The sequence below is a fragment of the Rhodanobacteraceae bacterium genome, assembly GCA_024234055.1.
Lineage (GTDB): Bacteria > Pseudomonadota > Gammaproteobacteria > Xanthomonadales > SZUA-5 > JADKFD01.
The window spans coordinates 600,607-622,537 of the sequence record JACKOW010000001.1 but is presented as its reverse complement, the minus strand read 5'-3'; the positions used below and the strand labels follow the sequence as shown (position 1 = coordinate 622,537).

Here is a 21,931-nt window from a genome sequence, read left to right as displayed (position 1 = left end):
CTCAGGGCGCACAGTACGCATCAGCACAGTATACGGAGAAGCCAACCGCAATGGGACCGGTAAAGCACGATCGCCGCCAGGAACCCCGATTTCCCCTGCCGGGGCGATTCCGCTCCATCGCGCCCAGCGGCCTCATCGGCAAAGTGCTGGACCTGTCGCTCAATGGCGCCCTGCTGGAATGCGAGGATGATCCGACCGTCACCATGGGCGAGCACGTGGAGATGCTGCTGGAACTGGAAGACTCCCGTCCATTTGCGGCCAAGGCGCGCATTGCCCATGTCGAACTTCGCCGCATCGGTATCGAATTCCACGAGATCGAGACGCCGGCTTTTGAACAGCTGTCCGAGCTGGTGCTGTCATTGAAGCGAGCACCGACGCTGGCCAAATTGGCCAGTCCTCCCGACTGACCGCCGAACGCGTGTGCCTGCTCGCGCTGGCCCTCGGCCAACATCCGCTCTATCCCCTCGTGATCGCGGCCAACCGCGACGAATACCATGCGCGGCCGAGCATGGGCGCGAGGCATTGGCAGGAGCATCCGCAGATCATTGGCGGTCGCGACCTGGCTGCGGGCGGCAGTTGGATGGCGGCCAGTCTCAGCGGCCGCGTGGCGATGGTGACCAATATCCGAAGACCTGGGGCCATAAAGGGTCGCAGCCGCGGGCATCTGGTTCTGGAGGCATTGCTGGATGACGGTGATCCTGAGCAAAGCTTGGCGCAACTGCGGGCCTCGGCGGCCGAGTACAGCCCCTTCAACCTGATCTACGGGCACGGTACTACATTGGCTTACGTCAACAGCGATGGCGACGGCAGCGCCTCCCTGCCGACGGGGATTTACGGGCTGAGCAATGCAACGCTGGACACGCCGTGGCCCAAGGTGGGGAAACTCCGGGAGGCGCTGACTCGATGGTGCGCCAGGGGCCAAGACGAGGAATCGATATTGTTCGCGGCACTGGCCGATACCGAACCCGCCGCGGATGCCGATCTGCCCGATACCGGCGTCGGCCTGACGCTGGAGCGCATGCTGTCAGCGCCCTTCATCACCGGCAGCAGCTATGGCACCCGCAGCAGCACGCTGTACACGGTGGATCAGCAGGGCCGGGCCCGATTGCACGAGCGGCGCTTTGGTCCCGATGGCGTCTTCATCGACAGCGCAGCCTTCGAATGGCAGGTGGCGGCGTCTGTAAAGGACGCCTAAGCGAGCTCAGGCGAGCGCCTCGTTGCAGGCCAGATCCGCGCCGCCCGACCGCTTGGACTGCGCGCCGCAATGGCAAGCGCGCGGCGCCTGGCAGGGCGAGCCGCGGCCGCCGGCGCGACCAACCCTGGCGCACATGCCTACCCGGCGCGCGCCGGAGCCGCGCTACCTCCCACCCAGGTTCATGGCCCGATCGAAACGCTCTTCTTCGTGTTCTCTCTGCTTTTCCCTTGCGTACTCTGCGTGCTGCATCTGGCCACGATGTGCCTCAGGACGGGAGCACCAGCCGATCAGGGCTGCCTGCGCCGTGGCGGCTTGTCGCCGGGCTTGCGCGGTGCGCGGTGCGGCTGCGGCTTGAGGTCGTCGCTGGCGCTGGTATCGGGTGCGTCGGACAAGCGACTGATGCGCAGCGGCCGGCCCACGACCCAGACCTTCTTCAGATGCAGGAATACATCCTTGGGCATGCCCTCGGGCAACTCGACGATGCTGTAGTCGTCCTCGATCTCGATACGGCCCATGAACTGACTTTCCAGACCGGCCTCGTTGGCAATCGCGCCCACCAGATTACCCGGCTTGACGCCATGCTTGTGGCCTACCTCAACCCTGAACTTCTCCAGCTTGCCAGCCGCTTCGGCGACCCGAGGCGGCCGCGCAGCGCGCGGCGGGCGGGCCTCGGCACCACGATCGACCGGCGTACGGTCAGAACTGCGCTCCATCGGTGCGCGATCTTCGCTGCGGGCGAATCGCGGCTTGTCCGGACCACCGAACTTGGACACCGGCTCGCGTTTGCCACGATCGCTGCGGGGACGCTCGGCGTGTTCAGTGCGCTCGAAGCGTGGTTCATCCGCGGGCGTGGTGTCACCGCCCGGCGCCAGCAGCAGCGGCGTCTTGCCCTGCAGCATGCGCGCCAGCGCCGCGGCAATATCCAGCTCAGCCACTTCATTCTGGTGGGCGTAGTCGCTGATCAGACTGCGGAACAGATCCAGATCGCCAGCTTCCAGACCTTCGGAGATGCGCTTGTGGAAACGGGCAATGCGGCGATCGTTGACTGCCTGCACCGTGGGCAGGTGCATCTGTTCGATCGGCTGCCGGGTGGCGCGCTCGATGGCGCGCAGCAGATGGCGCTCGCGCGGGGTCACGAACAGGATGGCATCGCCACTGCGACCCGCCCGACCGGTGCGACCGATGCGATGCACATAGGCCTCGCTGTCGTAGGGAATATCGTAGTTCAGCACATGGCTGATGCGCTCGACATCGAGTCCGCGCGCGGCCACGTCGGTGGCCACCAGGATATCCAGCTGCCCTTCCTTGAGCCGGGCGATGGTCTTCTCACGCTGTGCCTGAATCAGATCGCCGTTGATGGCGGCGGCGGCAAACCCCCTTGCCTGCAGGCGCTCGGCCAGTTCCTCGGTGCCGAGCTTGGTGCGGGCAAAGACAATCATCGCCTCGAAGGCTTCGGCTTCGAGTATGCGGGTCAGCGCATCCAGCTTGTGCACGCCGCTGACCAGCCAGTAGCGCTGGCGGATGGCCTTGACCGTGGAGGTACTGGAGCGGATCGTGACTTCTTCGGGTGACTTCAGGTGGGTTTGGGCGATGCGCCGGATCGGGGCCGGCATGGTCGCCGAGAACAGCGCCACCTGACGGGTATCAGGGGTCTTCTGCAGGATGCTCTCGACATCGTCGATGAAGCCCATGCGCAGCATCTCGTCGGCCTCGTCGAGCACCACGACCTTGAGTTGCGACAGATCGAGGGTGCCACGGGCCAGATGATCCTTGATCCGGCCCGGCGTGCCGACGACCACATGGGTGCCGCGCGCCAATCCATGCAACTGGGCACCATAGCCCTGACCGCCGTAGACCGGCAGCACATGGAAATCGGGGATCTGCTGGGCGTAACGCTGGAAGGCTTCGGCCACCTGGATGGCGAGCTCGCGGGTGGGCGCGAGCACCAGCGCCTGCGGCTTGAACTGCTTCATGTCCAGTTTGGCCAGGATCGGCAAGGCGAAGGCCGCGGTCTTTCCAGTGCCCGTCTGCGCCTGCCCGAGCACGTCGCGCCCGGCCATCAAGGGCGGAATGGTGGCCGCCTGAATGGGCGAAGGGGATTCATAACCGACGCTGGCGAGGGTGCGCAGCAGATAGTCGGGCAAGCCCAGCTCGGAGAAGCTCGGCAGATTGGTTTCTTCAGACATGACGCATCCTTGCGGGTCCAGACGATCCAGCTCGCGAGGCGCGAACTGATGTGCATTGTAGCGCGACCAAGCTGAGCCAATGACCTCTGGCCGGGGTGGATCGCGCTTGACGCGCCTAAACTCATGCCCATCTTCCACGGCAGACGGATTTCATCATGCTGAGCACCCGCCGCGAACTTCTGAAACTGGGCGCGCTCGCCGCTGCCGCGGGCGTCACCGGCGCCCGCCCCAGCCTGGCCGCCGGCCCCGTCGAAAAAGCACCCAAGCCACTCAACATCCTGATCCTGGGCGGCACCGGCTTCACCGGCCCGCATCAAGTGCGTTATGCGCTGGCACGCGGCCACAAGATCACCCTGTTCAATCGCGGACGACGGCCGCAGGATTGGCCAGCCGAGGTCGAGGAGCTGACCGGCGACCGCAATACCGGGGATGTCGCGGCGCTCAAGGACCGGCGCTGGGATGTATGCATCGACAATCCCACCAGCGTGCCCTTCTGGGTGCGTGATGTCGGCGAAGTGCTGGCCGGCCAGATCGAGCAGTACATCTTCATCTCCACGATTTCGGTGTATGCCGATACCAGCAAGCCGGGCATGGACGAGACCGCGAGGCTCGCCGAATACGAGGGCGAGGATGTCCTCAAGGAGACCCGCGACAGCTTGATGGCGAATATGGCCCTGTACGGGCCGATGAAGGCGGCCAGCGAAGCCCAGGCGATGAAGTACTTCAAGGAGCAGACCACCATCATCCGTCCAGGGCTGATCGTCGGCCCGGGCGACGAGACCGACCGCTTCAGCTATTGGCCGCTGCGCCTGGAGGCTGGTGGTGATGTGCTGGCGCCGTCGGCTGCCGGCGCCGATCCGGTGCAATTCATCGACGCCCGTGATCTGGCGGAATGGACCATCCGCATGGCGGAAGGTCGTCGCTATGGCATTTACAACGCCACTGGGCCCGACTACGAGATGTCGGTGGCGGCCATGCTCTATGGCATCCGCGCCGTGACCACGGCTGGTGCCCGCCTGCACTTCGTGCCGGCTGAATTTCTGGAGAAGCAGCAGGTCGCGCCCTGGGGCGACATGCCGGTGTGGGTACCCGGCCAGGGCGAATCGGCGGGATTTGCCAGGGTCAGCATTCAGCGTGCGCTCGATGCCGGACTCAGCTTCCGGCCACTGGCCACTACCGCTGCGGACACCCTGAGCTGGTTTCATGCCCAGACACCGGAACGTCAGGGCACGCTGCGGGCCGGGATCAAGCGCGAGCGCGAGGCCGAGGTGCTGGCCGCCTGGAAGGCACAGAACAGCGCCTCTTGACCCGGCTCAATCTCCGCCGTTGGTGAAAGTCGGTAACATGAGTTCCTGTTCGACGGCTGAGGAGCATTGCCATGTATCGCCATATCCTGGTTCCGACCGACGGCTCGGATCTGGCCCGGAAAGCGGTCGACGCGGCGATTGGTCTGGCGCTGAAAGTCGGCGCCCGGTTGACCGGCGTTTACGCCGTGCCGGAGTACATTCCGCCGGTGGATGCGATGGTGCCCGTATATCAGTTCCCGTCCAAGGAAGAGTACGAGCGCCAGGCTGCGGTGGAGGCCGAAGTGGTGTTCAAGGGGTTTGCCGAGGCCTGCACCCAGGCCGGCGTGCCTTTTGAGGTCACCCACGGAATCGACAGCCATCCCTATCGCCTGATTCTGGCCACGGCAGCCGAACGCGGCTGCGATCTGATCTGCATGTCCTCACACGGAAGACGCGGCTTCAGCGCCATGATCCTTGGCAGCGAAACCCAAAAGGTACTGACCCACGGAGAACTGCCGGTGCTGGTGGTACGCTGACAGCACATCCCCGCGGATTGCTCCATGGCGCAAGCGGATTACAGTCTCGACCAGACGGAGGGCAAGCCGGTGCTGCGATTGCGCGGCGACTGGACCGTTGCCGGTTTGCCGGCGGCTGAGCGTCGTTCGCAAGGACTCTCCGCCGCCACCGGCTCGCGGCCGGTACAGGTGGACGCCAGCGAACTGACCGCGCTGGACACGGCCGGGGCGCTGCTGCTGGTGCAGCGCTGGCTGGGCAATATGCCCTGGCCGGAGTTCCAGGGTCTGCGACCCGCCGATGGCGAGTTGCTGAGTCTGGTCGGCGAGCGCATTGCCCAGCCCAGAACCCGCCCGCGCAAGCCCTTTGGCATTCAACCGATGCTGGAGCGCACCGGTGCCGCGGTCGAGTTTGCCTGGCGTCAGTTCACGCTGCTGCTGGGCTTTGGCGGACAAACGCTGACCACGATCCTGGCGATCCTCGCCGGCCGCCAGCGCCTGCGCTGGACCAGTGCAGTGCATCACATGGAGCGCGCCGGGCTGGATGCGGTACCCATTGTCTGCCTGCTGAGTTTTCTGGTGGGCGCGGTGGTGGCTTTCCTTGGCGCCACCGTGCTCGCCGATTTTGGCGCTCAGGTGTTCACGGTGGAACTGGTCAGCTTCTCCTTCATGCGCGAATTCGGCGTGCTGCTGACCGCGATCATGATCGCCGGACGTTCGGGCAGCGCCTACACCGCAGAGATCGGCATGATGCGGGCGCGCGAGGAGATCGACGCGATCCGGGCTCTCGGCCTTGATCCGGTCGAACTGCTGGTGGTCCCGCGGTTGCTGGCCTTGTTGGTGATGTTGCCGGTGCTGAGCTTTCTGGCGGTGCTGTCCGGCATTCTCGGCGGCGCTCTGGTGGGCGGCACCGAGCTTGGAATTTCGCCCGGGCTGTTTCTGGCGCGTATGCAGGAGACTGCCGAATTGCGACATCTGCTGGTGGGCTTGTCGAAGGCGCCTCTGTTTGCGGTGATCATCGCCCTGGTGGGCTGCCTGGAAGGCCTCAAGGTGCAGGGCAGCGCCGAGTCGGTGGGCAGACACACCACCTCATCCGTGGTGCAATCGATCTTTCTGGTCATTCTGGTCGACGCCATCGCAGCGATCTTCTTCATGGAGCTCGGCTGGTGACGGCAGACGTGGTCATGAGCGTGCGCGGCTTGCGCAACCAGTTCGGCGAACAGGTGGTGCATGAAGACCTGGATCTCGACATCCTCAAGGGCGAGGTGCTGGGCATCATCGGCGGCTCGGGTGCGGGAAAGAGCGTGCTGATGCGTTCGATCCTCGGTCTGCAACCCTATCGTGCCGGTCGCATCTGGTGGTTCGGTCAGGAGATGGCCACATTGGACGACAGTGCCCGTCACGCATTGGAACGGCGGGTCGGCGTGATGTTCCAGGACGGTGCCCTGTTTTCCTCGTTGACCGTGCTCGAGAACGTGATGGTGCCGCTGAAGGAACACACGGCGCTGGACGAGCACTTCATCAGCGAACTGGCGCGCCTGAAGATTGCCCTGGTAGGACTACCACCGGACGCCGCCAACAAGTATCCGGAAACGCTCTCGGGCGGCATGCGCAAGCGCGCCGGGCTGGCAAGGGCGCTGGCCCTGGATCCGGAGATCCTGTTCTTCGACGAGCCCACCTCGGGCCTTGACCCCATCGGCGCCGCCGCCTTCGACGAACTGGTCGCCACCTTGCATCAGGCGCTGCACCTGACCGTGATCCTGATCACGCATGATCTCGACAGCGTCTATCGCATCTGCGAGCGCGTGGCAGTGCTGGCGGACCGCCACGTCATTGCGGTGGACAAGCCGGAGGTGATCCAGGAACTGGACCAACCGTGGATCCGCGAGTGCTTCCAGGGCCCGCGGGGACGCATGGCCTACACCCAGTCCGAGCAACTCAAGGCCGAGCGAGCATGACGCCCACCCATACACCGGCCTGGCTTGCCCGATGCCAGCTGCCGACACCGGAGTAGCCCAGCTGCCATGGAAACCAAAGCTCATCATGTCCTGATCGGCGCCTTCGTGCTGCTGACGCTGATCGGGGCCATGTTCTTCGCCCTGTGGGTGGCCAAGGTCAGCCTTGATGACGAATTCGACGAGTACGACGTGGTCTTCCACGAAACGGTCACTGGCCTGACCAAGGGCGCGGCGGTCAATTTCAACGGCATCCAGGTGGGCGAAGTACGACGCTTGTCGCTGGACCGCGAGGACGCCGCGCGGGTGCTGGCGCGCGTGCGGGTCGGTGCCGATACGCCGATCCGCACCGACACCAGCGCCCGCCTGACTTACACCGGCCTGACCGGCGTGGCCATCATCGAACTGGTGGCGGGCGATCCGGCTTCGCCGCCCCTGGAGCCGCCGGCGCCCGGTGAGGTCGGCGTGATCGAAGCCAAGCCCAGCGCCTTCCAGAAATTCATGACCGACGGCGGCGACGTGCTGGTGCGCTTCAACGAGGCCCTCGGCCGGATCACCCAGATGCTCAGTGACGAAAATGCCCGGAGCGTCACCCAGACGCTGGCGCACGTCGAGTCGATCGCCTCGCAGATCGACCAGGACAAGGCCGACCTCAGCAGCGCACTGCGTCGCGCCGACCAGGCTTTTGCGGGCATCAGTGATGCCTCGGCTGCCTTCCAGGATCTGGCCCGGCAAAGCAGTGAGACCCTGGCTCGGACCGATCAGATGCTGCGCCAGGATCTGGCGCCGGCCGCCGATGATCTGCGCCTCACACTGACGTCGCTGCGAGAACTGTCGGCTCGGGTCGATACACTGCTGTCACGCAACAGTGCGCAGCTTGATCAGTTTGCGCAACAGGGCATGCCCGAGCTGACCGCCACGTTGGAGGAACTCAGGCAACTGGCGGCGAGCATGAACCGCATCAGCACGCGCCTGGAAACCGCACCCACCGATTATCTGCTGCAGCGCGACCGCCCACGGGAGTACCGTCCTCAATGAACATGCTACGCGCCGCCTTCCTGTCCAGCGCTCTGCTCAGCCTGGGTGGCTGTCTCTCGGGCGTGCTGCCCAAGGCCAGCGAGCAAGCGCAATACACCTTGCCCGACGCGGTGGCCCAGCGCGCCGAGCGGCCGTTGCCACTGGCGCTGCTGGTCGATGTGCCTCGGGCCGTTGCGCCGCTGGATGACGTCGATGTGGTGGTGATTCGTGCTGATGGCGAGGTGCAGATCATGACCGGCGCCCGCTGGACTGCGCCGCTGCCAATCCTGTTGCAGGATCTGCTGGTGCGGACCATCGAAGCGGCGGGGCTGGTCCCGGCAGTGGCGCAGTCAGCGCAGACCCACCGTTTGCCACTGCGTCTGAGCGGCGAGTTGCGGGCCTTCGAACTGCACGACGATGGCGCTGGCCTGAGCGCCCGTGCGGCCCTCAATCTCCGCCTGATCTGCAGCCGCAACGCCGAGGTGCTGGCCAGTTCCGGCCTGATCACGGTCGAGGCTGCCGACCTCGCGGCGGGTGTGGCCGGGGCGGTGGCCAGCTTGCGTGATCTGGCCCTGAAACTGAGCCAGCAAACGCTGCAGTGGCTGCAGCAGGCAGATGTCAGCTCTTGCGCTGAAAGCTGAGGGCAAGACGCGGCCGTGGCAACTCGCTTGCACGTCTTGTTGCTGCTGGCGGCACGCACTGACAGCCGGGCCTCGCTGCAGGAAGGGCACTGGCAGACCGGCTGCCTGCATTGCCGCAGCCGGATCGGCATCACCGCCGCAGGCAAGCCCTGGCCCGGCACCACGCTGGAGCACATCGTCCCGCGCTCCTGGTTTGGTCGCAGCCAGGCCAAAGATCTGGTGGTGCAGGTAGAGAGCGCCGACGATCCGCGCAATCTGGCCCTGGCCTGTGCCCGTTGCAACCACCAGAAAGGGCGCGGACCGGATGCGCGCGGACCGGCCGACACCAGGGCCCATGCCATCGTCGAACGCCTGCTGGCCACCCGGATGTCCCGCTGGCGCGCGCTCGAATAGTCCGGCCTGAACGCCCGTTATTCGCCGACGACAATCCGGTTTCGACCACCGAGCTTGGCCTTGTAGAGCGCGCCATCGGCGGCGCGCAACAGATCCGCCGCGGCGCGCATGTCGGGGCTTTGCTGCGCGATGCCAATGCTCACCGTGATGCGTACGCTGCCGTCGTCGATCGGCATCTCGGTGGCCTGCAGCGTTGCTCGCAGGCACTCGGCGAGTGCGCAGAATTCGGACATTGACAGGTGCGAGCTGAAAACCACGAATTCTTCGCCGCCCAGACGCCCGGACACGGTTTCCGGGTCGAGTTCACGTTTGACCAGCGCCGCGAAGCCGGCCAGCACCCGGTCACCCGCGAGGTGCCCATGCTGGTCGTTGACGGGCTTGAAGTGATCCAGATCCAGGATCATCAGCCGCAGATTGCCAGCATCATTGCGGCCACGATCAAAGGCGTGTTCCAGCATTTCACGTGACTGCCGCCGATTGTAGAAGCCGGTCAGGGCATCGAATACGGCCTGGTTGAGCAACTCACGGTGATAGCTGGCCTCCGCACTACCCTCGCCGAAGAACTTGAGCTCGCAGTGCCCCACCCGCAAACGGTCACCATCGCGCAAGCCCAGGCGCTGCACCTTCTGGCCGTTGACGAAGACGCCATTGGTGGATCCCAGGTCTTCAACCACATATCCATCACCATCGCGGACGATCCAGCAATGGCGCCGGGACACGCTGGTGTTGCGGATCGTAAGTCCGGCATCGTCAGCACGGCCGATCAGCAGCGGCTGGTCAGCAATCCTGGCTTCGAGACCCAATTGCGCACCATTGACCACGACCAGGCAGGCCGGGTCTCTGGGCGCCGGCCCGCCGGTGGGCACCACGACGCGCGTCGTGGTGTGATGTGATTTGCGGCGGACGCCCATGTCCTAGTCATTCTCGTCTTCGAGGCCGTCTCCAAACAAACCGATGGGATCGGTGTCGCTGCTCTCGTTGTTGCCGAGCACCGGATCCGTCGAGTTGCTGGGCGGTGTCACGGTCGCCCGATTGGTCACGATCTGCTCCGGGCTGGCCTGGGCCGTGACCGTCAGCAGGAAGGTCAGGCTGGAGCCCGACGGCAGGTTGACCAGCGCATCGACGGTGCCTGTGCCACTGGCCGGACAGACCGCTCCGCCGGTGCCGGTGCAGGTCCAGGAGGCGTTGCTGAGCTGCGGCGGCAGGATGTCGGTCACGCGCGCACCCTGCACGTTATCCGGTCCGGCATTACTGACCAACAGTACATAGGTGGAGGGTTGACCAGCCGGCAGGATGCGCAAGCCGTTGCGCTTGATGATGGAGAGGTCGGCACCGTTGACGGTCACGGTGTGGGCTTCGGTGTCGGTGCTGGGAGCGAAGTTGGCATCACCCAGGTAACGCGCCTCAAGGGTGGCAGCACCCAACGCCTTGGGTACGAAGCTGCAACTCAGCGTGGGCAGGGTAAAGCCACAACTGGCCGAACCATCGGTGACCAGGATCTGCCCGGTGGGCGTGCCTGCGCCCGGTGCCAGAGCCGCGACTTCCACCGTCACCGCTATCTCCTGTCCCACGGTCGACGGATCCGGCGTGTCGCTGCTGATCAGGATCTCGGTCGGCGCACGGTTGACCACGTGAGTCACTATCGGCGAAACGCTGGGGCTGAGGCCCCCGGCACCCGAATAGAAGGCACGCACCGCCGTGGTGATGGCGCTGTTCGACACCAGCTGGCATCCGCCGCCGGTCTTCAGCGAGTAGCTGCAGGTGCTGCCGTCGCTGAGTTGCTGGATCAACACGGACCCGGAGACCACCGGAATTCCCCCTTGAGTGACATCGGCAATGACCGTGTACGGCTGACCGACCACGCTGGGCTCGGGATCGATGCTGAGGATGGTGGTGCTGGTCGCGGCGGCGTAACTGAAGTCGTCGGACGAGGTGTTGGTGCTGGCCCCGGCCACGGTTGTCGCGATGACATCGACCACACCACTGCCAGCAGGGCTGGTGGCCGTGCATTGCAGCGTGGACGAACAGCTCACGGCCGTCGCCGGATTGGGTCCGAAACTGAAACTGGTCGCGCCGATCACGAAATCGCTGCCATCGATGGTAACCACCGTTCCGCCGGTCTCGGGTCCGCCCGTTGGTGTCAACGCTGTGATCGTCGGCGGGCAGCCCGCATTGCGAAGTGACACGATGTTGGCAAAGTCGACGGCCACCAGCAGATAGGGTTGGCCACTGGCATCGAAGTCACCGACCAGCACGCTGCTGGGGAATGTGCCCACCGGCACGTTGATCGCCGTCCCGAAACTCCCCGACCCGGTCCCTGGCAGCAAGGAGACATCGTTGGATCCGAAATTGGCGACCGCCAGATCAGCGAGACCATCGCCATCGAAATCACCGATGTCGATGGACACCGGCTGGCTGCCAACCGGGTAACTGGTTGCCACCGTGAAGGCTCCACCGCTGCCCGCGATCAGCACGGACACATCATTGCTGCCGCGGTTGGCCACGGCCAGATCGGAAAAACCATCGCCATCGAAGTCGCCGACGGCCAGCGCCGTGGGATTGCTGCCGACGGGCACCTCGGCTGGAACACCGAAGGATCCGGTGCCCGTTCCCAGGACCACGGCGGCATCGCCCATGAGCTGGTTGCCGAGTGCGATGTCGCTGTTGCCATCCTGATCGAAATCACTGATACCCAGCGAAGTCGAGCGTAGCGACGGGACCGTCGCGGGCGGGCCAAAACCACCGACCCCGTCACCGAGCAATATGGCCAGACTGTCGGCATCGAGCAGGGCGACCGCCAGATCAGCCTTGCCGTCGCCATTGAAATCACCCACCGCCACTGCGTGCGGCCCCGAACCCGCAACGATATTGTTCGCAGGCGCGAAGCCGCCAGTGCCGGTACCCATCAGTATCGAGACCGTCGTCGCGCCGTAATTGGCGACCGCCAGATCTGCGACGTCGTCACCATTGAAATCTCCCACAGCGACGCTGCGCGGGAAGGGGTCGACGGCAAAGCTGTTGGCGGGCGCAAATCCGCCGGCGCCGGAGCCCAGCAGTACGGAGACGGTCCCCGACGCATCGTTGTTCGCAACCGCCACATCCTTCAAACCGTCGCCATTGAAGTCGCCCGAGGCCATGGCATAGGGACTGATGCCTGCGGGGAAGGTGCCAACCGAGACCAGATTGGTGCACAACAGCGGCGCCCCGGCCCGATAGCTGAAGTCGTCCACTCGCGTATTGACGCTGCGCCCGGCACTGGTGGTCGCACGAATGTCGACAATGCCAGTGCCAGCTGGCGCGTTGACCGTGCACAAGCTGGTAGATACGCAGTTGACCCCTAGCCCCGGATCGGTGCCGAAATCGAAACTGGTGGCGCCGACGACGAAATTCGAGCCCGTGATGGTCACGGTGGTCCCGCCTGTCGCCGGACCTGCTGCCGGGCTGATCAGCGAGATCACCGGCGGCTGCGGCAATGCATTGACCGTGTGCGCGTCGCTCGTCGAGCTGTCGGTAAAGGGGGCCGGTGCGGCGACATAGTCCGCCGTCAAGGTCAGCACCGCCCCGGCAGGTCCAGTCGTTGGCAACTGGCAGGTGCCTATGGCCACGCCACTGGTGGACTTGCTCAGGGTCGCCGTGCACATATTGCCCACGCCATCGGCAACAGCAACATCACCCACGGGCGCGAAGGGGTCGGTGCTGGTGATCTCGACATCCACATCGTAGGGCGTACCGATGTCGGAGGGATCGGGATTGTCGCCGACGATGGCGGCGGAGGTGGCGTAGAAACTGGCCTCCGAGGTCTTGCCGAAGCCATCGACGACCACGCCGAGCACCACATCATCCGGCGTCAGGACAACGCCCGCCGGGAAACCGATAGTGGCGCTGCAGGGTGAGTTCGGTACCAAGCAGTTCATGCTGCCGAGGTACACGCCGGGCTCGTCTTCGATGGCGAGATAAAGGTCCACTTCGGCCGGATAGTTGCCACTGACGTCCGGGGTATCGAGCAGCAGATCGAAATCAGCGGAATCGCCCGTTCCAGCCAGCACATAGCCGGTGAAATAGGGGAAATTGAGGAAGCCGTTGGGGCCGAGGTCAGGGTCATTGGCGTCGTTCGCGGTACGCCCGTCCGCGCCAAGATCTATGGCAATCCCGGTGTTGCCGAGAATCTCGTTGCGCTGGAAGGTGCCTCTGCCCGTGCCGCCAAAGGTTGCAGTGATGCCATTGCCGCCGTTGAACGCAATCAGATTGCCCGCGCCTGGCAGGGGACCACCGATGTAGACCCTGCCATCGATCATCGAGGCCAGATTGACGCCGTGTCCGCCGTTGCCCATGGGCGTGGCATCGGCAGCCGGACCGATGAAGTTGCCGACCACGCGCGCACCATCGAAGCAGATATCGCCGGTGGCAGAACAATCGAAACGGATGCCGTCCTGGGCGTTGCCGCTGATGACATTGCGATCGTCCGGCAGATTGCCGCCGATGACGATGCCCTGCAGGCGGCTGGGCGTGGTGGCAATGATGCCTTGCAGGCCGTTCGGGCGCGGCAGGAGGCCGGTGGGATCGGTGCCGATCAGATTTCCACGGACTACCGCGGGGGCCAGCAGCGGAATATTGCTGATGGCGATGCCCTGCTGCTGATTGCCGCTGATGACGTTCATGCCGGCTGCTGTCGAGTCACCGACAAAGGTGCTGCCGCCCTGGATCGACACGCCGGTGCCCGGCGTGAGTGCCGGCGCGGTGCCGTCGGCGCGCAAACCGATGAAGTTGCCGATCAGGCTGTAGCTCGCGTCGCCAGGGCCCAGCGTCACCACACTGCCGAGGAAACTGTGAATGGCCAGACCGGCAAGGGTCACGGTCGAACTGGGCGCATTGATCACCAGTCCGCTCGCTGCGCTGGTCAGATTGCCGTCTATTTCTATCTGCAGCACGGCATTGCTGCCCAAGCCGGAGCTCGGCAGGTTCGTGTTTGGCGCGGCGCCTGGCTGGCTGTAGCCATCGATGATCAGGCTGTCGGTGATCTGCGGCAGCGGCGTGCTGGGCACAATGACGCAGGCGCCGCCCGCGCCCACGCAGGAACCACCGGGTATGGCGAACTGGATGATGTCCGGTCCAGGCGTGCTGTTGGCCTGATCGATGGCCTCGCGCAGGGTGCACTCGGTGACGTCGCAGGTGCCGGTGCCGGGATCGGCGATGGAATTGACCGTTAGCGGCCCAGCGACCGGCGACAGGATGGCGTTGTTGGGGTCGTAGCTGACCTCATAGCCCGGATAGGCGACATTGGCGTTGGCGAAAGCGCCAACGATGACGGTGTCGGAGTTCAGGAACTCATAGATTTGAGGTGGCGTCGGGGAGAATCCGGCGTCGCTGATGTTGACGGTACCGTCGAGCGTGGCCGTGCCTGATACGAACAGGAAGTCAGCATTCACACCGGGGGTCAATCCGGCGATCTGGATCTCGAGCGTACCGCCGGCGCCCTGCACAAAATCGCCGATGATCGACAGATAGCCCGGTGACAGACCGGGATCGATACTGCCGCCGAGGTTGGTGACGTCGCCGCCAACAATCCCTGAGCCCTGCAGCGATCCGCCATTGATTGTCAGCGTTCCTAGATTCAGGTTGGCGCCCGCACCGACGCGAATGACACCGGCGTTCTGCACCAGATCGGGCAAGCCCAGAGCACCGGAATCGACGAACAGGTCCCCGCCCAGCAGCATCGGCGACGTGAGTTGCAGATCCGCCGTACTGCCAAACATCTGCAAAGTGCCGTCGACGATGAATTCAGCCACACAAGGGATGCCCGCGCATCCGAAAAAGGGCATGTCGGGCGAACTCAAGCCGAAGCTCGCGCCAGCCTCCACCACCACGCGGCCAGTGGAATTGAGGGGAACGAAGAAGTCACCACCGCTCCAGTTGGCCGTGCCCTGTACACGCAGCTCCCGATGATCCAGAAATTGATTGAACAAGGAGCCCAAGGGAGCGGAAACGCCGTTCCCGACGCGCATGGGTTGCAGGCCAATGATTTGCAGATCCGCACCCGGCAAGATGGTGAACGCCGCCGTGCCGGGCAAGGTGCTGGCCAAGGTGCCCGCCGCCCAGACCATCGTGTTGCTGGCAGCCAGATCGGCGTTGCCGTTGAGTATGCCGCCGGCCAGGAACCAATCACCGATGGCGACCTGCGCCGGCGCATCGATCTGCAGCGTGCCGAGATTGCGTATCTCGACGGCACCAGGCGCAAAAGGCACGTTGTCGATCAACACGGACGCCGAATTGCTGACGATCAGCTTGCCGGGACCGCTCACGGAACTGGACGTACTCAGATTGCGTATCGAACTGGCGCTCTGGAAGTCGAGCCGTGCGTCGGTACCGATGACGTAGTCACCGCTATCCGCACCCCCCTGGCGAATGGTCATGGCGCCGCCATTGATGGTGACCGTGCCTGCCTGGTCGAATGGAGCTTCGATGCTGAAGGGCTCCGCTGCATCAATCTCCATGCTGCCGAGGTTCAACAGGCGCGCGCCGACTGACGAATCCCAGAACAGATGGGTGCCGAGTCCCTGTTGCAACAGCACTCGAAGCAGACCGTCGGATTCGTTGCGAAGCTCCGCACCCGCTTCCAGCGTCAGCGGATTCTCGCCCACCCAGAACAGCAAGCCGTGATTGATGAACTGACGGTTGTTGAGAAAGCGCCCGATGGCGGGATTCACCAGATAGGCCAGGGAGGCCGATGCTCCTACTGCGACTTCGATGGTCTGGCCCGGCGCCGTGCCGCGGATGATGCCGTGATTCCATTCGAGTTGGCCGATGATGGTGATGGCACTGCTGCCCTCGACCACCGAGCCGGGATGCGCCAGATTCAAGTAATCGAGTGCGGTCGGAGAGGCGCAGTTGAACGCCACTTCGGCATTCTCCACCCGGACATTGGCAGGACTGCTCAGACACGCGTCGACCTGGTTGATGGCCGGCATCGGCCCGGCATCGCCGAAGGCAATCAGGCCGGCGCCGCCAAGGCTGGCGCTGGGGCTGAAACTGCGACTGGCGCCGTTGAAGCGCAGGGTGCCGAGGTTGCTGACGAAGGAGCCGTCAAAGGGGCTGGGAGACGCTGCCGAAATGAAAAACTCGCCCTGATCAACGATTACCGCACCGGTTCCCACGTATTCCACGTTCTCGGCGATGCCCGAGATATTGAAGCCTTCCTTGACGATGGCGCCGTCGTTGACCACTTGCGCCGTACCGCTGCCACTACCGAAAATCTGTTCGGGCGCGGCGCTGGGGCGGCTGATCAGACCGCCGCTGGCATCGATGGTGATAACTGCGGCGTTGGCCAATTCGATCAATCCGGTGGTCCAGGTCGTCGCCCCGCCGATGCGCAGGGTGCGGCCGTCGAGCACCTTCTGGCCACCCGACAGCTGCCCGATGGAGGCCGAATCCAGGATCAGTTCCGAACCACCCGGGCCAACCGCGAATCCGCCAGTCCAGATGAACTCACCGTTGACCGTCAGGTTGTTGGACCCACTCACGGTGCCGCCGGTCAATTCCAGCGCATCGACCAGCACTGGCACGTCCAGATTCACCGAACCACCGGCAATCAAGGCGCGATCGACCGCTCCCGGGGTACCCGCAGGTCCCGGGCCTGGCCCCACGCCCAGCGAACAGTTGTTCCACTTGGCCGGATTGGTCCAGTCGTCGGCACCGGCGCCACCCGGATTCCATTCGCACACCGAGAACAGGTTCTGGGTGAGCCGAGTTCGGGTCGCACCTGCGTCCAGCAGGAAGCCGGAGTAGGGATTGCTGCCGAGCCCAAGGCCGCCGCTGAAGCTGGGGTAGGACAGCAGTACGAAGCTGTCGCTGGCACTGGGCGTGTAGCCGATATCGATGATGTTGACGATGCCAGCAAGCGCGGCCGGCCCGGAGATCGTCAGCCGGTCGTACTGCGCTGGCGGCATCTTCTCGTTCGACTCATCCCGCCGTGCCGGCGGCACGATCCCGCCGATCTCCATGCTGTAGGTGGTGTTGGAGGTGGCGCTGAAGCTGCCGTTGATGGTGAGTCCGCCGGGGCCCGATCCGGGGGCGACATCGACGGCATCGACCTGCACATCAGCGCGTACGATGCCGTCGCCGGTCAACGTGCCTGCAGCCAGTGCCAACGGTCCCGAACTGCGGTCGATGATGGCAGTGGTGAGGACCCGCAGGGTGGAACCCGGGAAGGCGGTATAGACTGCATCGAGCAGAAGTGCGCCGGACGTGGCTTCGACCTGCCCCTGCTGGCTCAGGGTGAGTTCGGGAGCCAGAAATACGGGAGGGCCCACACCTGGTCCGGCAGAGAAGGTGGTGATCAATCCCAGATTGACCAGCGAACCACAGACTGGCGGCGCACTGCAGCCGATGCCCGCGCCAAGCTGGGGGCTCGCGGCCAGGGTCAGGGTCGAATTGTTGTTGATCTGGGGGTCCGCATCCAGCAGCAACACGCTGGCTTGAATATTCAGGGCACCGTCATTGCTGAGCAGGCGATTGCGCAGTGTCGGTGTGTCCGTCGGCTCGCTGCCGACTTGGACAGTGCCAATGCTGCCGATACTCACGGTTTCCGACAATCCGGCCCCTTCGATGGTGCCGCGCCAGAGCGTGTTGCCGTCAAGATTGATGGCAGCCGGGCCATACAGCGTCGCATCCGGTTGAATCAGCAGATTCTGGAAGCTGCGCGCGACGCCGTTGATCCGCAAGCGACCTTCGACCTGCAGCGCCGTGCCACCCTGGGGGTTGAGGACGACAGTCGGTTCGAAGATGCGTTCGCTACCCATACGGGTGAAGAACGCCAACGTGCAGCTGCCGCCATAACGATAGGTACCGGTATCCGTGCCTGGCGGGTCGATCCCGGCACAGCCCTCAATCAGATCCACCAAGCCGGCATTGTGGAAGGCGGCGAGGTCAGACTGGATCGAGATCACTCCGCTGATGTCATTCAGCGTCAGGGTGGCGCCGGGTTGGTTCTGGAAGCTGCCGCAATCCTGGCTGACGCAAGCCAGTTGCAGGTTCTGCGCGCTGTTGTTGCGCAGCTCAAGATTGCTCTGATTGTCGATGTCGGCTGAGTCCAGCCAGAAATGGGTGAGGTCAGTGCCACTGGCCGAGATCAGCCAACTACCCTGATTGATCAGATTTCGCGAGGTCAGATAGGCACTGGGGTGTGCGTTGTCCAGTGTCACGGTGGCCGTCGCAGCGCCGAGCAGGGTCAGCGAGCCACCCGCGCCGCGAATCTCGCCGCCCGTCCACTGCAGGCTGCCCGAAACGGAAAAATCGTTACTGCCGCTCAAGACGCCAGGGGCCTGAACCTGCAGCTGCGCGAAGCTGACGCTGGGCGCCTGGGTATTGAAGCTCAGCATGCCATCGAGAACTTCGGTCCGGCCGCCGAAAGGGAAAGCCCCGTCGATGTCGATACTGCCCTCGTCGACCTTGCGCAGCACACCGGTGCCCGACACTGCCGGCAGTCCAGCGAGCGATCGGCTGTCACTGAGACCAGGCGCCAGATCCAGACGTGCCCCGGCTGCAATCTGGTAAGTGCCGACATCCAGGCCGGGCGCCGCCACGCGCAAGGCGCCGGTGCTCACCAGGACATTGTTCTGATTGTCGAAATCAAGGCCAGCACCGATCTCGGCCTCACCGGCGCCCAGCTTCTCGATCTGCGCTCCGGGAGTAGCGGCATTGATGAACTGCCCGCCCGTCAGATTACCTGTCATGCGCAAGGGCGGGCCGCCGCCGTTGACGGTCCGAATCACGATGATGCCGGCGTCGATATTGAAGATGCTCTGGTTGTCGATCACCGCGTTCGACGACACCAGAATGTCGCCGCCGCTCCAGGTCAGGGTTCCCAGATTGCGCAGCCGGCGCTCAAGAATCTGGTGCAGCGTGCCGTCGATCAACCCATTTGCACCCGCGTCCAGTGTCAGCGCTGCGCCAGATGCCGGCGTTGCGCTCAAGTCTCCTCCGCTCCAGTCGAATTGGCTGGTCACATTCAGGTCGACCGATCCATCCAAGGTGCCGGACGCCAGTGTCAGCTGCGACACGATGCGATTGCTGGCCCCTAGATCGACAACGGCACCGGGCGTCGCCAGGGAGATGATGGCGTGGTCCGCCGGCCCGGGCGTACCGGCAGGCGTGCCATTACCGCCTGTACATCCGTTCCAGTTGGCCGGGTTGTCCCAAAGGCCTGATGAATTCAGATTCCAGGTGCAGGTGGCCTGCGCCAGCGCGACAGACGACCCCAGCAGGGCCAGCAGGGAAATCAAGGCCAGCAGCCCCAGCCGCACCTTGCCCCGCAGCAGGTTGAGGGGTTGCCCCGCGGCTACTGCCGATCGATCACGTAGCAGCATGAAGAGTCCCCTCTGGCGTGGTCGTTCCTGGTGGCATTGTCTCGCCTGAAGCGAGACTCTACCAGCGCTTAAACGAACAAAGGCCGGCACATAGGCCGGCCCTTGCGTCACGAGTTGTACCGCGGACAGCGGTCAGGTGCCAGGAGGTGGCGGCAATCCGGCTTTGGCAGCCCCACTGCTGACATCCGCGATCCGAGGATTCTCGTCCAGCAATTCGATCACATCACCCAGCACGCGTGCACCCTCGGTCAGCAGCACATCCTTCTTCTCGTCCTTGTCAGCGTCCGGATCGAGCAGATCCTGGGTGCCGCGTTCGCCGGGATTCAGACCATCATCCAGCTTGGCCGCCAGCTTGGCATCGGCCTCGCCACGGGCCGCCGCACGCTCGGCAATACGCTTCTCGTCCGCCTTGCGCTCGGCCTCGCGCTTGGCAAGGTTCAGCGAAATCGACTTGCGTGCTCGTGATTCGCGGTACTGGGCGATGTCCTCGCGCAGGAAACCGAATTCGGGATCGTGTTCGATGCGCGCCTCATGGCGGGTTTCCAGCATCGGCAGCAGACGCTCGAAACTGCCCACCGGGGCATAGCGGGCGGCTGCGATCTTGGTCCATGGCAGCGCGTTGTCGAAGGTGGACTCGCCGTAATCGGAGGCATCCAGGGTCACCGGGAACGCCAGATCCGGCACCACACCCTTGTGCTGGGTGGATCCACCGTCGATGCGGAAGAACTGAGCCATGGTCAACTTCAGCTGACCCAGCTGGGCCGAATCCTTGTTGGCGATGTAATCCAGATCCACCAGCTGTTGCACGGTGCCCTTGCCGAAAGTGGGCTCGCCAATGATCAGACCTCGGCCGTAGTCCTGGATGGCAGCGGCAAAGATCTCCGAGGCCGAGGCCGAAGCACGATTGACCAGCACCGCCATCGGACCCTGGTAGACCACGCCGGAATCGGTGTCGGACTCGACCTGGACCCGACCGCGACCATCCCGCACCTGCACCACCGGTCCCTTGTCGATGAACAGACCGGTCAACTCGGTGGCTTCGGTCAGGGACCCGCCGCCGTTGTTGCGAAGGTCGATCAGTACGCCGTCGACCTTGTCGGCCTTGAGTTCACTCAAGAGCTTGCGTACATCCCGGGTGGAACTTCGATAGTCTGAATCACCGCGCGCCCGGGCAGCGAAGTCCAGATAGAAGGCGGGCAATTCGATGACGCCAATCCGCCTGGAATGCTCGCCGCCGGTCTCGATCACGCTCTTGTGGGCAGCCTGTTCCTCCAGCTTGACCTTGTCGCGGGTAATTTCCACGATATTGGTCTGACCGCCGACACCCGATTCCGCGGCCAGCACTTCCAGTTTGACCACCGTGTCCTTGGGGCCGCGGATCAGATCGACCACATCTTCCAGACGCCAGCCGACCACATCGGTCAACTGCTTGTCCTTGGCCTGACCGACCGCGACGATGCGGTCGCCGACCTTGACCTTGCCGCCCATCGCGGCCGGGCCGCCTTCGACCACTGAACGGATCACCACAAATTCGCCGTCGCGCTGCAGGACCGCGCCGATGCCTTCCAGCGACAGCCGCATGGAGATGGCGAAGTTCTCACTGGCCCGGGGGCCGAGATAATTGGTGTGAGGCTCGATGGCCATGGCATAGGCATTGAGGAAGCTCTGGAACACATCCTGCCGATCCAGTTGCTCCACCCGGGTCAGGTAGTCGCGGTAGCGCTTGTCCAGGGTTTCGGCGATCTTGTCATCCTTGCGCTCCGCCAGCTTCAGGCGCAGCCAGTCATTCTTGATGCGCTGGCGCCAGTGCTCGTCAAGCTCGGCACGATCCTTCGCCCATTCGGCGTCCTTGCGGTCGTAGGCGTAATCCTCATCGAGGGTAAAGTCAAAACCCTTCTTGAGCAGCCCGCGGGCATAGTCGGTGCGCTCGTTCAGACGCTTCAGATAGGTCTTGTAGATCTCGTAGACCGGCTCCAGCTGCCGTTGCTCGATGGCGTCATCGAGCGAGTCGGCATAGCGCTGAGTGAAGCCGTCGACGTCGGACTTGAGAAAGAACACCTTCTCGCTGTCCAGCGACTCGATGTAGCGCTTCAGGATCTCATGCGACATCACGTCATCCAGCGGCTTGCTGGCGTAGTGCAGGCGCGTGAGATACTTGGACACCCAATCAGCCGCTTCTCCTTGCTCAGGCGTCGGCGTCAGATCCGCAAGGCTGACCATCTTCGGCTTCGCCGTCAGCGGCAGCGCCAGGGACAAACCCAGGGCGATGACCAGCACACTCCTCGCAAACTTCATCGCAAATCTCCAGTTGAGGGTGTCAACAGTGCTCCCGGCGCCCGTCGGGAGCAAGTGACGGAAGTCGCGGAATCGACTCCGTCTGTGAAC

General features: G+C 64.2%; 13 protein-coding genes. 9 read left to right on the top strand and 4 right to left on the bottom strand.

The genetic code is table 11. The annotated features are described in order from the left end of the window. Positions 1-50: 50 nt before the first annotated feature. Both H7A19_02475 and H7A19_02470 read left to right on the top strand, forming a co-directional pair. The gene (locus H7A19_02475; GenBank protein ID MCP5473688.1) at positions 51-407 is read left to right on the top strand and encodes a PilZ domain-containing protein; all 357 of its coding nucleotides are present in this window, start codon (positions 51-53) and stop codon (positions 405-407) included. An 11-nt stretch (positions 408-418) separates the two neighbouring features. Next, the gene (locus tag H7A19_02470) at positions 419-1,195 is read left to right on the top strand and encodes an NRDE family protein (GenBank protein ID MCP5473687.1); all 777 of its coding nucleotides are present in this window, start codon (positions 419-421) and stop codon (positions 1,193-1,195) included. Positions 1,196-1,482: 287 nt separating this feature from the next. Here the strand turns inward: H7A19_02470 and H7A19_02465 are convergent, their stop codons facing one another. Then, the gene (locus H7A19_02465; GenBank protein MCP5473686.1) at positions 1,483-3,381 is read right to left on the bottom strand and encodes a DEAD/DEAH box helicase; all 1,899 of its coding nucleotides are present in this window, start codon (positions 3,379-3,381) and stop codon (positions 1,483-1,485) included. Between the two features lie 155 nt (positions 3,382-3,536). On the opposite strand from H7A19_02465, the gene H7A19_02460 reads away from it, so the two are divergent. The 7 genes from H7A19_02460 (at position 3,537) to H7A19_02430 (ending at position 9,185) form a co-directional block, all read left to right on the top strand. Beyond that, positions 3,537-4,688 (top strand): epimerase, encoded by a 1,152-nt coding sequence (locus H7A19_02460; protein ID MCP5473685.1) that lies wholly within the window; start codon positions 3,537-3,539, stop codon positions 4,686-4,688. A 71-nt stretch (positions 4,689-4,759) separates the two neighbouring features. Continuing rightward, positions 4,760-5,203 carry a universal stress protein gene (locus H7A19_02455; GenBank protein ID MCP5473684.1) on the top strand — a complete coding sequence of 148 codons (444 nt, stop codon included), beginning with the start codon at positions 4,760-4,762 and terminating at the stop codon, positions 5,201-5,203. Positions 5,204-5,227: 24 nt separating this feature from the next. After that, positions 5,228-6,349, top strand: coding sequence for an ABC transporter permease (locus H7A19_02450; GenBank protein MCP5473683.1), 1,122 nt, complete (start codon positions 5,228-5,230; stop codon positions 6,347-6,349). A 14-nt stretch (positions 6,350-6,363) separates the two neighbouring features. Further along, positions 6,364-7,137 carry an ATP-binding cassette domain-containing protein gene (locus H7A19_02445; protein ID MCP5473682.1) on the top strand — a complete coding sequence of 258 codons (774 nt, stop codon included), beginning with the start codon at positions 6,364-6,366 and terminating at the stop codon, positions 7,135-7,137. 66 nt (positions 7,138-7,203) lie between these two features. Continuing rightward, positions 7,204-8,172, top strand: a complete 969-nt coding sequence (locus H7A19_02440; GenBank protein ID MCP5473681.1) for an MCE family protein — start codon at positions 7,204-7,206, stop codon at positions 8,170-8,172. Then, the gene (locus tag H7A19_02435; protein MCP5473680.1) at positions 8,169-8,792 is read left to right on the top strand and encodes a membrane integrity-associated transporter subunit PqiC; all 624 of its coding nucleotides are present in this window, start codon (positions 8,169-8,171) and stop codon (positions 8,790-8,792) included. The genes H7A19_02440 and H7A19_02435 overlap by 4 nt, the downstream gene beginning before the upstream one ends. A gap of 15 nt (positions 8,793-8,807) precedes the next feature. Further along, the gene (locus H7A19_02430; GenBank protein ID MCP5473679.1) at positions 8,808-9,185 is read left to right on the top strand and encodes an HNH endonuclease; all 378 of its coding nucleotides are present in this window, start codon (positions 8,808-8,810) and stop codon (positions 9,183-9,185) included. A gap of 17 nt (positions 9,186-9,202) precedes the next feature. Here the strand turns inward: H7A19_02430 and H7A19_02425 are convergent, their stop codons facing one another. From H7A19_02425 to H7A19_02415, 3 genes are all read right to left on the bottom strand, one after another. Continuing rightward, positions 9,203-10,096: a GGDEF domain-containing protein gene (locus tag H7A19_02425; protein MCP5473678.1), complete on the bottom strand. Its 894-nt coding sequence runs from the start codon at positions 10,094-10,096 to the stop codon at positions 9,203-9,205. A 3-nt stretch (positions 10,097-10,099) separates the two neighbouring features. Continuing rightward, on the bottom strand, positions 10,100-19,546 hold the full coding sequence (locus tag H7A19_02420) for a VCBS repeat-containing protein (GenBank protein ID MCP5473677.1): 9,447 nt from the start codon (positions 19,544-19,546) through the stop codon (positions 10,100-10,102). Positions 19,547-19,678: 132 nt separating this feature from the next. After that, entirely contained in the window at positions 19,679-21,841 is a 2,163-nt protein-coding gene (locus tag H7A19_02415) for a carboxy terminal-processing peptidase (GenBank protein ID MCP5473676.1), read from the bottom strand. Between the last annotated feature and the right edge of the window lie 90 nt (positions 21,842-21,931).

Coding starts and splice junctions, on each gene's coding strand:
- H7A19_02475 (MCP5473688.1), top strand. CDS start 51: ATGGGACCGGTAAAGCACGATCGCCGCCAGGAACCCCGATTTCCCCTG.
- H7A19_02465 (MCP5473686.1), bottom strand. CDS start 3,381: ATGTCTGAAGAAACCAATCTGCCGAGCTTCTCCGAGCTGGGCTTGCCC.
- H7A19_02460 (MCP5473685.1), top strand. CDS start 3,537: ATGCTGAGCACCCGCCGCGAACTTCTGAAACTGGGCGCGCTCGCCGCT.
- H7A19_02455 (MCP5473684.1), top strand. CDS start 4,760: ATGTATCGCCATATCCTGGTTCCGACCGACGGCTCGGATCTGGCCCGG.
- H7A19_02450 (MCP5473683.1), top strand. CDS start 5,228: ATGGCGCAAGCGGATTACAGTCTCGACCAGACGGAGGGCAAGCCGGTG.
- H7A19_02445 (MCP5473682.1), top strand. CDS start 6,364: ATGAGCGTGCGCGGCTTGCGCAACCAGTTCGGCGAACAGGTGGTGCAT.
- H7A19_02440 (MCP5473681.1), top strand. CDS start 7,204: ATGGAAACCAAAGCTCATCATGTCCTGATCGGCGCCTTCGTGCTGCTG.
- H7A19_02435 (MCP5473680.1), top strand. CDS start 8,169: ATGAACATGCTACGCGCCGCCTTCCTGTCCAGCGCTCTGCTCAGCCTG.
- H7A19_02425 (MCP5473678.1), bottom strand. CDS start 10,096: ATGGGCGTCCGCCGCAAATCACATCACACCACGACGCGCGTCGTGGTG.
- H7A19_02420 (MCP5473677.1), bottom strand. CDS start 19,546: ATGCTGCTACGTGATCGATCGGCAGTAGCCGCGGGGCAACCCCTCAAC.
- H7A19_02415 (MCP5473676.1), bottom strand. CDS start 21,841: ATGAAGTTTGCGAGGAGTGTGCTGGTCATCGCCCTGGGTTTGTCCCTG.